This is a genomic window from Moorena producens PAL-8-15-08-1 (assembly GCF_001767235.1).
Taxonomy (GTDB): Bacteria; Cyanobacteriota; Cyanobacteriia; order Cyanobacteriales; family Coleofasciculaceae; genus Moorena; species Moorena producens_A.
This window is the reverse complement of record NZ_CP017599.1, coordinates 3,975,053-3,990,448: the sequence shown is the minus strand read 5'-3', so window position 1 is coordinate 3,990,448 and position 15,396 is coordinate 3,975,053. Positions and strand designations below refer to the sequence as shown.

The following is a 15,396-nucleotide window of genomic DNA, read 5'->3' as shown; positions in this document are numbered from 1 at the left end:
ATTATGTGTACCTCATGAGTCCTATAAACGCTAGATAAGGGTCAACCGTCAACAAACTCCGGAATCTCTGGTGGCAACATTTGAGATACAGATAATAAACAATCGGGAAACTGTAACGGTGAAATTGTATTATCATCTGCCAGAATTACCTGACTTTGATACCCTTGCTCAGTTGGTTCTCGAAAAACATGCAATTGACGATTAGTTAAATCAACTACCCAATAATCAGCAATCTCTGCCTCTGCATAATGCTTAGCTTTCTGTTCACAATACCTCCTTAAGTTAGTATCGGCAACTTCAATAATCAAATAAATTTCTGATGGTGTGGGATGATGGCCTAGGTATCGCAGTTCATCTGGCATAACTACGGCTATATCTGGTTGGGGTTCGGAGTAATTACTTAACTGAACTGGTAATTGTGTTTGAACTAACCCTTGCTGTCCTAAACGATTATCCAACACTCGGTAAATGATCCGAATTCCAGTTGCATGGGGAGGGGTGCATCTCACTTTTAAAATTCGGCAAAAACTACCACTAATATTACCACACTCCCATGGGTAGATTGGTAAATTTTTATGGCTCTTTCTGAATTATAGCACTATAGATTAAGGTTAGGACATTGATATATAGCATTTATCATAGCTATGATGTACAGAGATTTTGTCTCCTTATTACCAATTCCCTATTCCCTGCTCCCTACTCCCTACTCCCTACTCCCTACTCCCTACTCCCTACTCCCTACTCCCTACTCCCTACTCCCTGCTCTATAAGCTATTGCTACACTCAATGCTCGTTCTAAATCTAGCAAAAAAATCGTTAATTTTTCTGCTTCCGTTTCCGTAGCGTGGCCTTTTTGCCATTGCGATACAGCGACATAATTTGCCATACCAAGGAGATAGCTTTGACTGTAAGAGTCTGGCAATTTCCGAATCGTTGATAAGGGTAAATCGATCATAGTCGGTAGCCTATAAACCGGTATGGCGCAGGCTTCTCCCCTAGGAGTTTTAACGATGATCAAAAAATCGCCAACACTGGATAAATCAATAGGATATTTTGTGACAGCAGCGGTTTTATCTAAACTTTGATCTAGGCTTAGCTTAGCTTTACTAGGTTTGACCAGTATTGGTTTTAAAGGCAGCAGCGTCAAGGTTCGATTGTCTAGATGAATTAATTTGTTATCTCGGTTACTCTCCCTAATGTTGCTGGGAAAATCCCTAACGTTTAAGACGACTGTCATTGGTAACGCTAACCAATACTTAGCGATTTTAAAGACAATAACTCGGACTTTTTTCATCTCCTTACTCCCGATTCCCGATTCCCGACTCCCGATTCCCGATTCCCTGTTCCCTGTTCTCTGTTCCCTTTGCTATATATAATTCATCCTTCATCCTTAACACGTTATTAATTGTTGCTAAAATCTCTTCATCTAAATACGGTTTAGTTAAATAAGCCATAGCCCCAAGTTCGGTAGCAAGTTGTTTGTATTTTTTTTGACTACGGGAGGTGAGCATAATAATAGGAATATCAGCTAAAGCTGGCTCTTGATGACTAAGACTCAAAAGCTCAAGACCGTTTAACCGTGGCATTTCTAAATCACAGATGATCAGATCAACACCATGACTTTTTCGCAATAGTTCTATCGCCTCTAAACCATCTTTAGCTTGCACCACCTGGTTACCATTCCGTTCGAGAATTAGGCTTAAATTTTGTCGCTCAGTAATTGAATCATCGACGACTAAAAAGGTTTTAGAAAGGTTAGCTGGTTGAAGGTTGGCAGGTTGAAGGTTGGCAGGTTGAAGGTTAGCAGGTTGAAGGTTGGCAGGTTGAAGGTTGGCAGGTTGAAGGTTGGCAGGTTGAAGGTTGGCAGGTTGTTCGGCTTTGGCCTTCGAGTAGGGTAGGTGATCAGATTGTCTATGATCAGGTTGAAGCTTGTCTGGAGAACTTTGGCCAATAGGCCACGCTTCGCGAACAACCTTCAACCTGCTAACTTTCAACTCTGGAGAACCTTTAACCTTGGCCAATAGGCCACGCTTCGCGAACAACCTCCCAACCTTCGACAATGATGGCTGAGATTGAGGGAGCTGCTGTACATAGTTAAGTAATCCTGTACCGTCAATTACCAGAGTTAAACGACCATCGGCCAAAATACTGCAACCATAAACATAGGGAGGATATGCGATCGCATTCGGCAGCTGCTTGATCACCAGTTCTTGCTCTTCGAGTACTTGTTCCACTTCCAGCCCCACCCATCCTTCAGGGGTACCCATCAATAGGACAGGATTCATCTCTTGGGGTTTAGTGAGCAAGGGATTCCAAGCGGGTAGTGTCGATACCTGTTGGGATGAGTCTTCCAGTAAGGATGAAAGTTGGTAAATGGGGGTGCTATACTCATTCCCCCTGTGATGCCAATTCAGGATTTTTTGATCACTTACCATCTGGATTTGCTCAGATGCTGGCAACACTATCTGTTCAACGTCATTAGCCACAAACCCATAGACCCCCTGATTAGCTTGAACCACTAGCACCCTGGCATTTCTGAGGGCTTCTTGGATCTGCAAAGAAAAGGTCGTACCAAGACCCGGCTGGGAGCGAACCTTTACCCTACCGTTAATTCGTTGCAGTTGGGAGCGCACCACATCTAGGCCAATACCTCGTCCAGAAAGCTCGTTGATTTGAGAAACAGTGGAAAATCCTGGCTGACACAGTAAGTCTAATAGCTGATTTGGCTCTGGTGATTGGCCGAGGGCTTCCAATTGCTCAATACTGAGCAGGTTTGTTTCCACGGCACGATTATAAATCTTTTCTAAGTCCAGTCCCTGACCATCATCTGTAACTTCAATGATGGTGCGATTTCCTTGATAGAAAGCACGAATTTCAATCTTACCGATGGCGGATTTACCCCTTTGTTGGCGAACCTCCGAGGATTCAATACCATGGTCGAAACCATTGCGGACTAGATGCAGTAAAGCATCATAGAGATGATCAGCAATGGTTTTATCAACTAGGACATTAGTCACACTGAGGGTGAATTCTGCTGACTTGTGATGGACATTAGACAACTGCTGCACCATGGAAGGAAAGGACTTAAGCAGATGTTCCAGAGGTATAGTCTGAGCCGATTGAAGAGTATCCCTCAGCTGAGTTGACAGACGCTGTTCTCGTTCCACACTAGCAGCAGCGGTAGTAGCTAACAAGCTCAGGTCTTCTGTAGCTTGAGTCAGTTGCAGGGTTTCTTCCCATGCCGAATCCCACAGCTTAGAAATTTGCTGATTACAGGAATGCTTCTTGAGCTGAGTACGCAGTTGAGTCAGGGTGTGGCGATGTTGCTTGAGCCAATTGGAGAGTTTTTCAACTACCCCTTGACAGTTTTCATCCTGCCATCCTAACTGGTTTTGGTTAATCAGTAGTTCCCCAACTAGGTGAGATAGGTGTTTAAGACTGTCTAAATCAACACGCACTGTGGCTGATGTCTTGATCGAGCCCTCTGCTAATGAAGGCACATCAGCCTCTGCAGACTCCCGATCGGGAAGAGACATTGATATTTGCTTGACTTCTTTTCCTGATTCAGGGTTAACCGCTAACTCCGACTCTTGCTGAGGGTCAGTCTGAGGTTGGTTAAGATTGTCTGTTGCTACGGTTTCTGAAGATTCATCCAGAAATATAGTATCTGGAAATATACTATCTGGAGGTATACTATCTGGCTCAAGAGATTCCTCTTCAGGAAAGACTTGATTCGCTTGCTCTTGTGCAAGAGAAATATTACCAAAAGTTTCCTCAAGTAATTCATCAATATTTGTTGAAGGTTGAAAGTTATTGTTGGTTGAAGGTTGAAGGTTATTGTTGCTTGAAGGTTCAAGGTTAGTTTGGGTTGTTCGCGTAGCGTGGCCAATAGGCCAAGGTTCAAGGTTTTCCAGACAACCTTCAACGTTCCAACCTTCAACATTCAACGATTGTGAACCTTGGCCTTTTGGCCACGCTTCGCGAACAACATTCAACGATTGTGAACCTTGGCCTTTTGGCCACGCTTCGCGAACAACATTCAACGATTGTGAACCTTGGCCTTTTGGCCACGCTTCGCGAACAACATTCAACGATTGTGAACCTTGGCCTTTTGGCCACGCTTCGCGAACAACCTTCAACGATTGTGAACCTTCAACCGGACAACCTTCAACCTGTAACTCTTCTTGTGATCCAGCTAATTGTTGAAGGGCGAGGCTGGGGTTTCCTCCACGAGTGCGATCGCCTGCTAAGACAGCGGTATGAGCTTCCTGGAAATTCGTTAAGGCAATCTTGGCAATTGCCATCACCTGTTCAGGGTTAGCGTCAAGGGCTTTTAAGGTGTTTTCGGCAATTGCTTTAAACCCTGGTAAGTTCAAGGATTCCCCTAACCCTACAAATATTTCAGCTTGTTCTCGCAAGGTGTCGGCAATCTCTATCAACGTAGCCTTGTCAGTATCAGGGGTTGGAGGTTCAAGGTTAGCAGGTTGTTCGCGTTCGCGCAGCGTCGGCTTTGCCGAAAGCGTGGCCTTTTGGCCAAGGTTAGTGTTGGTTGAAGGTTGTTCGCCTTTGGCGTTCGAGTAGGGTAGGTTAGTGTTGGTTGAAGGTTGTTCGCCTTTGGCGTTCGAGTAGGGTAGGTTAGTGTTGGTTGAAGGTTGTTCGCCTTTGGCGTTCGAGTAGGGTAGGTTAGTGTTGGTTGTTCGCGTAGCGTGGCCAATAGGCCAAGGTTCAAGGTTGTCTGGAAAACTTTCAACCTTCAACCTGTCAACCTGTAACCCTTGAGAACTTTCAACCTGTAACCTGCCAACCTGTAACCCTTGAGAACTTTCAACATCCAACCTGCCAACCTGTAACCCTTCAGAACTTTCAACCTTCAACCTGCCAACCTGTAACCTTCCAACCTTCAACAAAGAAGCTAGGTGATCGATTCGTTGTTTGACTCCTACTTCAAAGATAGATTGGACAATATCAAACCCAAGTTCTGCTGATGTGGGTAGAGAGGCTTGATAGTCAAAGCAATCTCCTAATTTAGCTTGCAGTTTAGCAAACACCCCTGCAGCTCGGTTGATAATCTCAGTATTCTTGCTCAACTCCCCAGTCATTTCAGCAGTCAGTGCCATCCTGAGGCACTGATATCCCTCAAACAGTAGTGTTTCTAGTTCTGTATCAATGGTTGCCTCAGGGGCTAACATTGCCCGGAAGACATCTTCGAGATAATGTGCTACACTTTTTATGGTTTCTTGCCGGACATTAGCAGCTGCGCCTTTCAGGGTATGAGTGGCTCGCATTAAGTCATAAAGTTGGTTTTTTGGCTTGTCCGGTGTCAAAGCCAGCAAATGTTGTTCAATAACTTGCAGCAAGTCCTGGGCTTCCCCAAGAAAGTATTGATAGGTTTCTGGATCAATAGTTGACATTTTTTTAGGGAGTAGGGAGTAGGGAGTAGGGAGTAGGGAGTAGGGATAAGAAACTTGAACAAAAATGCGACGCATTCCCCCACCTCGTCCAGGTGGGGGTTAAGGAGCAAGTCAATCAATCGTCGTAACCTTGGTTTTCTATATATTGCTTTAGAACCGAAAGGGGGGCTCCTCCACAAGAAACAGCACTAAATCCCCTTTTCCAGAAGACTGGCTTCCAGTAATAGGGAGCCAATTCTTTTGCGTATCTTTTTCTAATCTCTCTACTGGTCACTGTCTTAAGGGTGTTGCAAAGCTTGGAAATTGATACCTTAGGGGCTAAATCAATTAGGAGATGGATATGATCATTTGTCCCCAAGTCCGCCTTGGCATCCTCAAGGATGCAGTTATTTTTCTCGCAGATGCTTTTTGCCAAGTCTAAGATGTCCTCTTCTATGTCCCCAGTAATTACTGGATGGCGGTACTTAGTGACAAACACTATGTGAATCTTGATTAACGAAACAGTGTGAGCGAAAGAGCGAAAGGCGGTTGACATTTTGTGATACTATAGGTTAATATAGTGACATATTAGCAATTCCGTTGAGATTGTGAAAACACCAACTCAGATCATTCGCACCGACAAATGGAGGCTTAACGCAACTAGTGAGCAGCGTCTGCTGTTCACTGAGACGGTTAAAGTCTATCGTCGTGCTTGCAGATACTTGGTTGGTATTATTTACACTCACTGGAGTAAATTCGGGAACTTAACGGCGGATCAGCTGACTCCTGCTGTCGAGAAACTAATGCATCAGACAGCTAAGCGTCCCAGTGTCAAGTATCCTCAGTTCAACAAAGCTTTTTATAAATTTCCCAGCTATTACCGTCGTTCTGCGCTCGCATTTGCGGCGGGTCAAGTTAGTAGTTTTGTGACCCGTTACCGAGAATGGCAAGCAGGCACTAGGAAACTACCTAATGCCAGTCCTCCGAAACTGAATGCTGACACTGGCTGTTACCCAGCTTTATATAAAGGCCAATGCTATAAACTACACCGATTCAATCAAGTCGAAATCAAAGTCTTTAACGGCTCTGACTGGGTCTGGACTACCGTTCAAATTACCGGATTAAGAGAGCGTCATCAGGTGGCAACCAATAAGATGTTGTCACCATCTTTGATATTTAATGAAAGAGCTTGCCATCTGTCAGTTCCGTTTAGTTGCAAGCCAGAAAAACGGAAACCAGAGGCTAATGTAACAGCGGTAGATCTCGGAATTAATACTACTGCAACGATATCGGTTGTAACCCACAGTGGCACTGTAATCCACCGAGATTTCATCCATCCGGGGAGAGACATAGACCGCAGGGACAAGCGACTGAAGTCTGTATCTATGCGTGCATCTAAAACCATGGGGAAGGGTGGCAGACTTCACAAGGGTTTTTGTTCTAAGACCTACCAAAAATGCCAAAGAATCAACAACCAAATCAGTCATGTAGTCTCTAGGCGAATTGTTGAGATTGCTGAAAAGTTTAACTCCGAAGCGATTGTGTTTGAGAACCTTAAGGCATGGAAGCCAAAAGGGGGACGAAAACGGTCTAACCTTCGGCAAAGATTTCACGGATGGCTCAAGGCAAAAATTCGCGATTTTACGCTTGAGAAATGGGCTGAGTTAGGAGGCAAAGTAATAGAGGTTGTTGCAGCATATACCTCAAAGCTTGCCTATGATGGTTCAGGCATTGTTAAACGTGACTCAGGAAATTATGCCCTAGCAACTTTCTCCTCAGGTAAGCAATTCAATGCCGACTTAAACGGTGCTTACAATATCGGCGCTAGAGGTGTGCTTAAACTCGTTCGCAGAAATGACAACGAGGGTCGTTTCAGCAAAAGCTCTGGACGACCGCCTAGAAGCTGGGCTTGTCTGTGTGATTTGTGGGCTGCGGCTAGCCCTAGATTAGCATAGGACACCCCCACCTCGGTTTACCAGGTGGGGGAAGCTTCATTTTAACTCACAGTTGCTGATATGACTTTTCACACTCCAACCTACCAAACTCCCCATACTACTCGCGCCCAGGTTCCAAACTCCCCACCCATAGCGCTATAACTAGTTAACGGTAAACTGCTCAACAGCTGCCTGTAGCTTTTCGATGGTGGTGAGGGATTCCTTGAAGGACTCCCAAAGCTGGGCAGAGTCTTCAGAGGTATTGGTGGATATGGCCGCAACTTCTTTCATGGTTTGGGTAACCGATTGTGATTGTTCGAGTTGGGCTAGGGTTACCTGGGTAATCCCTGCAACTAACTGGCTAATCTCAGCAGTAGCTGATGCGATCGCATTTAGATTCCCCTTGCTTTCTTCTACCAATTCTGTGCCAGTATTAACCTGAGCGATCGCGACTTCGGTCACTTTAATCACCTCTCGGGTCTGAGTGCGGATTTCAGCCACTAAATTAGAAATTTCCGTAGTTGCCTTGGCCGACTGTCGAGCTAAGGAGCGCACCTCATCAGCTACCACCGCAAAACCTTTACCATACTCCCCAGCTCGGGTGGCTTCGATAGCAGCATTAAGGGAGAGTAGCTGGGTCTGGGTAGCAAAATCACTAATCAAATTCAATACCCGGTCAACATTTTGCGAGTATTGACTTAACTGTCTAATTTGATGGCTGGCTTCCTCCACACTGTCCCGAATTCCTAGAATTCCCTCCACCGTGCGGTTCATAGCTGTCTCCCCCGATGCTACTTTTTGGTTTGCCTCTTGCACAGCTCGGTCGATGGATTGGGCGCTAGTGGTTACAGCTTGGGTAGAGTTAACCATGTTCTGGATTTGATCCATGGCTTGGGTCAACTCCTGACACTGATGCTGGGCTTCTTCAGAAAGTTTAGTAATTGCTGCTTCACTCTCTGTAGCAGTTTCAGCGACTTTCACAGAAGCTGAGAGTACCTCGATCACAATTTGCCGTAAACTGTGAATGGTGTTGTTGTAAGCATCTGCAATAGTCCCAAGTTCATCATTGGTAATCGGAGCTCTAACCGTCAAGTCACCGTCTAGAGCAGGTCGAACAGCTGTGAGCAAATCAATAGCACGCTGTTGGAATAATTCCCTAGCCTCCTTTTCCTGTGATGCTAATTCTGCTAGTTTTTGGGATTGCGTCCGCAATTGTTCCAAATACTCAGCTCGCTGCAACGGTACACTCATCTGAGCGGCAATCTGAAGCATCCAATTAATCTCTTCCGTTTGCCAATCCCTAGGCTCAGAATTTTGATAAGCAGCCAGTAAACCCCACAGTGTATCCCCTTGGAAAATCGGCACAATAGTATAGGCTCTGGCCTGATATCGCTCTAGCTGCTCGATATAACAACTTGAAAAATCCCCTTCGTAGATATCACTAACCACCCAGAAGGGTTTCTCTTCCCTAGAGAGATTGCCTTGGATGCTTTGTAGATAGCTATCTCGGATGGTTGGAGCTTCCTGGCTAAACTGCTCAGGGGTATTTCCAGCCACCGTTTTCACGATACATTCACTAATATTTTTGTTGATGAGGGGATTATTAGTCTGTTCCTGGATGAGGGAGATCCAGCCACTAGCCACAGACTCAGCCACAAAGGAGCCACTCCAATCGGAATTGAAGCGATATATTGTAACACGGTCAACCCCTAAGAGTTTACGAACTTCGTTGGTAGTCACATTAAAAATAGTGCGCAAGTCTTGGGATTGTTGAATTTTATCCGTGACCTTAGTCAGTACTCGTTCCCGTTCTGCTGCTTGATGTAATTCCTCAGACTTTAACCGCTGTGCCTCCAGTAGCTCAGCGTGTTGCAATGCTACTTCTAACTCAGCTGCAATCTCCAGCATCCAGCTAACCTCTGATTCCTGCCATTGCCTGAGATCAGAGTTTTGATAGGTAGCCAATAATCCCCAGAGTTTTTCATTCTGGTAAATAGCTACAATCACATAAGCTTTGGCCTGATAACTTTCTAGCACTTGAAGATAACAAGGGGTGAAATCCTGATTGTAGATATCCTCCACCACCCGGTAGGTTTCCCCCCTACTATAGGCACCCCCCTGGGTTTCTTGAAGATAAGTATCGACCTGATTAATTGGTTGAGTAGCCAATTGTTGGATGCTGCATTCGCTGATATCAGCCCTGAGGGTGGGGTTATTAGTCTGGCTCTGAAGCAGAGAAATCCAGCCTCCAGCCACAGACTCTGCTACAAATTCACCACTCCAATCACGATTAAAGCGATAGATAACGGCTCGGTCAGTGTTGAGCAGCTGTCGCACTTCTTGAGTGGTGGTCTGGAAAATAGTCTTGATATCCAGAGAACGGCGGATTTTGTTAATCACTTTCGCCACAGTTGCCTCCCGCGCCTGCTGCTGTTGCAACTGAGTGCGTAACTCGTGGTTAGCTAGGTGAAGGGATAGTTCTGTGGCAATAGTCTGAAAGGAATTAATCTGTTGTGGAGTCCAGGATGGGACCGACCTGTCGTGGTTTGTCTGTACCTGGCATTGCTGCAGGACCAACAAACCCCAAGCTTTCCCCGATACGGGCAAGCATAAGCTCAGACTTGATTGAACTTGAAATTTATCCAGCAGCTGGAGTTGATAGGGAGTGAGGGAATCATTGCTGACGTGATCGATAATTACCCTTGACTCCTGCAAATACTCTGTGGACAAGTCAGACCCAAAAGCAGTAGCATCTAGAGTTTCCCCCACCGAAGGAGTCCACCCCCGTTCTACTGCTTCTGCCAAAACTATTCCGGTGCGAGAAGAATTGAAGCGATAAATTAACACCCGCTCGGCAAGGCTTAGATGTTGAACCCGATTGACTGTATTGTTTAGTAAGGTTTCCCAGTCCCCAGCTTCACTCATTAATCTGCTCAGCTCTAACAATTTTTCATGCTGGGCTTGGAACTGTTGTTGGAGTGCGTCTTCGTAGCTAAGCTTCAATTGCTGAATTTCCAGATTCACCCCTGCCGTAAACTGCTCAACCTCCTGACCAAAGGATTCAAATTGCTCCAAATTTTTTTTCAGGTCTAACTTATCTACCCTTCGGCGTTGCTCTAGATCAGTTTTCAGCCTGTCTAGGCTAGCGTTAAATCCCTCTAGGTTGGGGCGAGCAGAGTTAAAAAAATGCGGAGTATTCTCCTTGAGAAGATTGTGATTTTCTAATAGCAGTTCTGAATCATTATCATCCCATTGTGATTCTGACATCTGTCTAGAGTCGTAAATTTTACTTATACTTCATACTTTATATCAAGTGCTGCTTGCACAATTCGTTGGGCATCTAAGATAATACTACTGGCTTCGGGAATATAGGCTTTGACAAAGTGTCCAAATCTGAGGGGTAATAATCGATCAGGGGGTTGTAAGTTTTCCCAATGGTGCTGTTCTATTTCTTCCACTTGTGAAACCACCAGTCCCAGCAGTTTGCTGTTGACTTGAAGTACGATTACCATGATTTTTGTCCTCGGCATGTCCTTGGGTTGCCAAAGACCAGGAAATCCTAGCAGAGAGTTTAGATCTAACAACCACAGCATTTCACCACGCCAGTTGTAAATCCCAATCACACTATCGGCAGTATGGGGAATGGGCAAAATTTCAGGAACCGACACATTCAGAATTGCTTGGATGCAGTTTACCTGTAACAAAGCCCCATTGCCAGACCCTACTTGGAATCGCAAAAATTTCTCCTGGGGGGGAAGTTCGGCATCAACACTGACCTTAACGGAGGTAGCCAGAGGTAATTGAGATTGATTCCCCTGGAAATTCTGTTCATTTTTCTGCCAGGAGACAGGATAATCGACTTGATTAGTTCTTACCGTTGAGCCTGACTCTAGCCAAGTAGATAAGTCGAGCACCACCGGAATGCTTTCTAGTTTAATTTGTTTGCGCCATGCTGGTTGTTTCTCGGTTAGGCTACGCCCCAAAATTTTGACGGTATTAATTGAGTTGGGTTTTAGCTTGCTGATTGTGTGGTAGATAAATCTTACCACGGCTCCTGGTAAGGGAGCGGGGTCTGCTTCGAGTAAAACCAATAAACAGCTATCGTGAAGTTTAACTTTAGCTATAATACCTTCGTGCTGAAGTTTATGATTCAGCATGGCAGCGATGACGTTTGGGTTTCCCTGTCTAGCTAATTTTAAAATTTGGCTTGTCTTGGAAATCTGCTCTTTGCTCATCACCATTAACTTCGTGGGTCTGAAGGCCCGCCGTAAAACGCGCTCTTCTATATATAAGATTGTATAAACACCCTTAACTGATTTTGCCAGTCTGGGATGTTTTTTAATTTCTCTTTTTGTCCTTCCCAGCCTTTAAAGCAAATGGGGTGTTCGTCCAATGGACGACCACTAGATTTTATTCTGTATTGATTATTTTTGCGAAATGGCATAATTTTAGTTTTAGATGCTAGTATACTAGCCTATTAACTCACTAATTATGATGAAAGCCAGATACCGATATAGGTTCTACCCAACAATCCAACAACAACAGAGTCTAGCTCAGTTGTTCGGTTGCGTTCGCGTCGTCTGGAATGATGCACTCTTCATCTGCAAGCAGGCTGAAAAAATCCCCAAGAATTCAGAATTACAAAAGCTTGTCATTACACAAGCTAAGAAGACTGAGGCGCGAGCATGGTTGTCTGAGGTTTCAGTCGTTCCTTTGCAGCAATCGGTCATGGACTTGGGTATTGCCTTTAAGAATTTTTTTGACTCTCGTAAAGGCAATCGAAAAGGGAAACAGGTAAAATACCCGAAATTCAAAAAAAGGAGGAATCAGCAATCAGCAAGATTAACTCAAAGAGGGTTTTCCATTAAGAACGATCGGGTTTACCTTGCCAAAGTCGGAATTGTTACACCTATCTGGTCAAGAAAACTCCCATCGAAGCCCAGCTCTGTAACGATAATAAAAGACTGTGCTAACCGATATTTCCTTAGTTTCGTTGTGGATGTTGAACCTGTTCAATCTTATGCGAATAACCACAGCATTGGTATTGACTTAGGGGTGAAAACATTTGCGACATTAAGCAACGGGGAAAAAGTAAAAAGTCCAAATTACAAGAGATTACACCGAAAGATTCAAAAAAATCAGAAAAAATTGGCTCGTCAGGTGAAAAACTCTAATCGTAGAGACAAGACCCGCGTCAAGATAGCTAAACTACACAACCAGATGGCTGACAAGCGTAAAGATTTTTTGCATAAGCTCTCAACCAAAATTGTTAACAAAAACCAAGTTATCGTTCTGGAAGACTTGAATGTATCAGGGATGATCAAGAATCGCAAACTTGCGAGGGCAATCAGTCAGCAAGGATGGAGAGAATTTAGAACGCTATGTGAGTCTAAGGCTGATCAGCTTGGTCATGACTTCCGAGTTATTAGCCGTTGGGAACCTACTAGCCAAGTTTGTTCAGATTGTGGATTCCGGTGGGGAAAACTAGACTTATCTATACGCTCGGTACTTTGTCTAAGTTGTGGCACGGAGCAAGATAGAGACGTAAACGCCTCGAAAAATATAGAAATGGTCGGCACGGGGCATCGGCACGACCTTAAACGGACACAGAGAAATAGTAAGACTACCTCGGTAGCGTAAGTCGATGAAGTGTCAAGAATCACCGCTCCAAGACGGACGGTGAGTATGTCAAACCAAGTTACTATCCAAATGATCAAAAATTTATGATAAATACAATTCCAAGGTATTTAATAGCTTGATTTGTAATAATTTTTAATTTTGGTTAGAGTGACTGCTCACGTTTTTAGAATTGCGTGAATTTATGGGCCAATGAAAACCAAGGTTGAATCTACCTCTAATAGCTTGAGTGCTAAGCTAGTACGCTACGGTCACGAAAAATTTACTGGCCGACTGGATCTGAAGGTGTCAACTGCTCAGCAATGGAGCCTCTACTTGAGCTATGGGCGTTTGGTATGGGCATCTGGCAGTGTTCATCCCACTAGGCGTTGGCGTCGGCAGATAATCTATCATTGTCCTGAGATTAATCCTAATCGGATTGCCCTCAAAAAGATAGAGCCAGGGTCCTGTTGGGACTACCAGTTGATGGTGCTGTTAGCACGGAAGCGAATGATCAACCCCCAACAGACTGTAGTTGTAATTCAAGGCATTGTGGCAGAAATATTATTTGATATCCTCCAGAGCCTAACCTTAGTTTCTCGGGAGCAAACCCTAATTCAACCCAGTAATGGTTCTGTCTCGTCAAACACCATGGAAACTAGGGTCAACAAGCCTGACAATTTCTTGCTCAATGCCCAGTTGGGAGTACGTCCCTCTATGCAGGGTATTTTGCCACAAACGTGGATGTTAGAGGTAGAGGCAACTATCAAGCAAGTTCAACAGGTCTGGCAGCAGTGGTCAGAAATGGGTTTGGAGGATGTTTCTCCTGACTTAGCACCGGTGCTGTTGCAAAAGTCGGCTTTGCAACAGCAAACCTCAGTGGCAACCTACAAAAATCTGGTAAGCCTAATCAACGGTAAGCGCACCCTGCGAGATATAGCAGCCCTGCTTAAACGAGATGTGTTACTGCTGACGCGATCGCTAAACCCTTATATTAAGAAACAACTGATTGAACTAGTAGAAGTGCCTGACTTGATAGCTCCCAACTTTGTAGATCTCCCCGGCAAGGCAGGCACTAGTACCCAAAAATCCCAAACCCAAAAAGCCACAACCCAAAAATCCCAAACCCAAAAATCCCAGAAGAAGTCTGATCAGGCATTAATAGCCTGTATTGATGATCACCCCCAAACCTGTAAAATTATGAAGGACGTGATTCAATCAGCAGGTTATCGATTTTTAGGAATCCAAGACTCTATCAAAGCTCTACCGTTGCTACTCAAACATAAGCCAGATTTAATATTCTTGGATTTGGTAATGCCCATTGTTAATGGCTACGAAATGTGCGCCCAGATCCGCCGGGTGTCAATGTTTGCCAATACACCAGTGATTATTTTGACGGCTAAAGATGGTATTGTAGACCGGGTAAGAGCCAGAATCGTTGGAGCCACTGATTTCCTTAGCAAACCAATCGACAATCAAAAAGTAGTGGCAACGGTGCGCAAGTATCATACAACGTCGCCCACCAAGACCAATCCAGTTTAAAAAGGCGAGACTCTGGACGTGAAGCAAGAGTCTAGAGGTGGGGGAAATCAAGGATTTTACAATGGTTTTCGGTTAACAGTCAACGGTTAACCGTCCACAAACAATAACTATTGAATAAGCTCCTCTAGGGTACACAGCAGTTCTTCTGGATTCACTGGTTTAGCTAAGTAGGCATCAGCCCCCAGCATCTTTCCCCAAATTTTGTCCACCTCAGTACCTTTGGTGGAGCAAATCACCACAGGAATCTCGCTAGTGTGAGGATTCACTTTCAGGGCTCGACAAAACTCAAAACCACTTTGACCAGGCAAAATTACATCTAAAACTACTAAATCTGGCCTATGGTGAGATAATTTTTCCCGAGCCTCCTCAACGCTAGCCACGCCAGTAACCCCCAAACCCGCTTGTTGCAAACAGCGAGTTAGGTACTGTCTTTCTGTTACGCTATCTTCTACCACCAAAACAGTTTTCATATCTTATAGTATAGCACCTTATACAGAAAGTTTATTAATGGCAAGGGTAGAATCACTGAATCAGATCAGGGTTTACCTGGCGCTATAGTTAGTGAAATCAGGGTCAACTCAGCTGATCTACCAAAGGGCGTTAGATCATTCCCTGGTGACCAGAGCAGGGGAGCTTCGGAGCTTCGGAGCAGGGGAGCAGGGGAGTTTCGGAGCTTCGGAGTAGGAAATAAGGAATCGGGAACACAGGAGTAAATTAAGAGATTTTTAAAGGTCAGCAATCAAGAATTTTAAAGACTGACAAATTTATTTATATAAAATGTATAGATATAGCAAAAAATTATTTTTTTAAATAAAATTTCCCCTATGGGATTACAACAAATAATAAGAGATTAGCCATAATAAATCCTGAAACGATAAGCTGCAATCGGAGGATAAGCTGTTGAAACTTGCAAA

Annotated in this window: 11 protein-coding genes; 4 read left to right on the top strand and 7 right to left on the bottom strand. The window is 44.4% G+C overall.

What is annotated here, in order from left to right:
• Positions 1–41: 41 nt before the first annotated feature.
• Complete coding sequence (locus tag BJP34_RS14775; RefSeq protein ID WP_070392994.1) at positions 42–509, bottom strand: Uma2 family endonuclease; 468 nt, start codon at positions 507–509, stop codon at positions 42–44.
• A 135-nt stretch (positions 510–644) separates the two neighbouring features.
• Between BJP34_RS14775 and BJP34_RS48895 the strand changes: the two genes are divergently transcribed.
• Positions 645–770 (top strand): hypothetical protein, encoded by a 126-nt coding sequence (locus tag BJP34_RS48895; protein WP_267876572.1) that lies wholly within the window; start codon positions 645–647, stop codon positions 768–770.
• Here the strand turns inward: BJP34_RS48895 and BJP34_RS14770 are convergent.
• The 3 genes from BJP34_RS14770 to tnpA are packed head-to-tail and all read right to left on the bottom strand — an operon-like array spanning position 746 to position 5,946.
• On the bottom strand, positions 746–1,294 hold the full coding sequence (locus tag BJP34_RS14770) for a hypothetical protein (protein WP_070392993.1): 549 nt from the start codon (positions 1,292–1,294) through the stop codon (positions 746–748). The two genes, BJP34_RS48895 and BJP34_RS14770, sit on opposite strands and share 25 nt — an antisense overlap.
• Positions 1,295–1,298: 4 nt before the next feature.
• Entirely contained in the window at positions 1,299–5,486 is a 4,188-nt protein-coding gene (locus tag BJP34_RS14765; protein WP_070392992.1) for a hybrid sensor histidine kinase/response regulator, read from the bottom strand.
• Positions 5,487–5,526: 40 nt separating this feature from the next.
• On the bottom strand, positions 5,527–5,946 hold the full coding sequence (gene tnpA / locus BJP34_RS14760) for an IS200/IS605 family transposase (protein WP_070390947.1): 420 nt from the start codon (positions 5,944–5,946) through the stop codon (positions 5,527–5,529).
• Between the two features lie 52 nt (positions 5,947–5,998).
• Here tnpA and BJP34_RS14755 point away from each other — a divergent pair, with 52 nt between their 5' ends.
• Positions 5,999–7,345: an IS200/IS605 family accessory protein TnpB-related protein gene (locus BJP34_RS14755; protein WP_070390948.1), complete on the top strand. Its 1,347-nt coding sequence runs from the start codon at positions 5,999–6,001 to the stop codon at positions 7,343–7,345.
• 141 nt (positions 7,346–7,486) lie between these two features.
• On the opposite strand, the gene BJP34_RS14750 is transcribed toward BJP34_RS14755, so the two are convergent.
• Both BJP34_RS14750 and BJP34_RS36840 read right to left on the bottom strand, forming a co-directional pair.
• The gene (locus tag BJP34_RS14750; RefSeq protein WP_083305181.1) at positions 7,487–10,591 is read right to left on the bottom strand and encodes a GAF domain-containing protein; all 3,105 of its coding nucleotides are present in this window, start codon (positions 10,589–10,591) and stop codon (positions 7,487–7,489) included.
• A gap of 23 nt (positions 10,592–10,614) precedes the next feature.
• Positions 10,615–11,559 (bottom strand): chemotaxis protein CheW, encoded by a 945-nt coding sequence (locus BJP34_RS36840; protein WP_158517221.1) that lies wholly within the window; start codon positions 11,557–11,559, stop codon positions 10,615–10,617.
• A 259-nt stretch (positions 11,560–11,818) separates the two neighbouring features.
• On the opposite strand from BJP34_RS36840, the gene BJP34_RS14740 reads away from it, so the two are divergent.
• Together BJP34_RS14740 and BJP34_RS14735 are read left to right on the top strand one after the other, a co-directional pair.
• Positions 11,819–12,964, top strand: coding sequence for an RNA-guided endonuclease InsQ/TnpB family protein (locus BJP34_RS14740; RefSeq protein WP_070396678.1), 1,146 nt, complete (start codon positions 11,819–11,821; stop codon positions 12,962–12,964).
• Between the two features lie 189 nt (positions 12,965–13,153).
• Entirely contained in the window at positions 13,154–14,482 is a 1,329-nt protein-coding gene (locus BJP34_RS14735) for a response regulator (protein WP_083305179.1), read from the top strand.
• A gap of 107 nt (positions 14,483–14,589) precedes the next feature.
• On the opposite strand, the gene BJP34_RS14730 is transcribed toward BJP34_RS14735, so the two are convergent.
• Complete coding sequence (locus BJP34_RS14730; RefSeq protein ID WP_070392991.1) at positions 14,590–14,952, bottom strand: response regulator transcription factor; 363 nt, start codon at positions 14,950–14,952, stop codon at positions 14,590–14,592.
• Between the last annotated feature and the right edge of the window lie 444 nt (positions 14,953–15,396).

Bases quoted from the DNA above. Each gene is read 5' to 3' on its own strand.
- BJP34_RS14770 (WP_070392993.1), bottom strand. From the start codon at position 1,294: ATGAAAAAAGTCCGAGTTATTGTCTTTAAAATCGCTAAGTATTGGTTA.
- BJP34_RS14750 (WP_083305181.1), bottom strand. From the start codon at position 10,591: ATGTCAGAATCACAATGGGATGATAATGATTCAGAACTGCTATTAGAA.
- BJP34_RS14735 (WP_083305179.1), top strand. From the start codon at position 13,154: ATGAAAACCAAGGTTGAATCTACCTCTAATAGCTTGAGTGCTAAGCTA.
- BJP34_RS14765 (WP_070392992.1), bottom strand. From the start codon at position 5,486: ATGCGTCGCATTTTTGTTCAAGTTTCTTATCCCTACTCCCTACTCCCT.
- BJP34_RS48895 (WP_267876572.1), top strand. From the start codon at position 645: ATGATGTACAGAGATTTTGTCTCCTTATTACCAATTCCCTATTCCCTG.
- BJP34_RS36840 (WP_158517221.1), bottom strand. From the start codon at position 11,559: ATGAGCAAAGAGCAGATTTCCAAGACAAGCCAAATTTTAAAATTAGCT.
- BJP34_RS14740 (WP_070396678.1), top strand. From the start codon at position 11,819: ATGAAAGCCAGATACCGATATAGGTTCTACCCAACAATCCAACAACAA.
- tnpA (WP_070390947.1), bottom strand. From the start codon at position 5,946: ATGTCAACCGCCTTTCGCTCTTTCGCTCACACTGTTTCGTTAATCAAG.
- BJP34_RS14730 (WP_070392991.1), bottom strand. From the start codon at position 14,952: ATGAAAACTGTTTTGGTGGTAGAAGATAGCGTAACAGAAAGACAGTAC.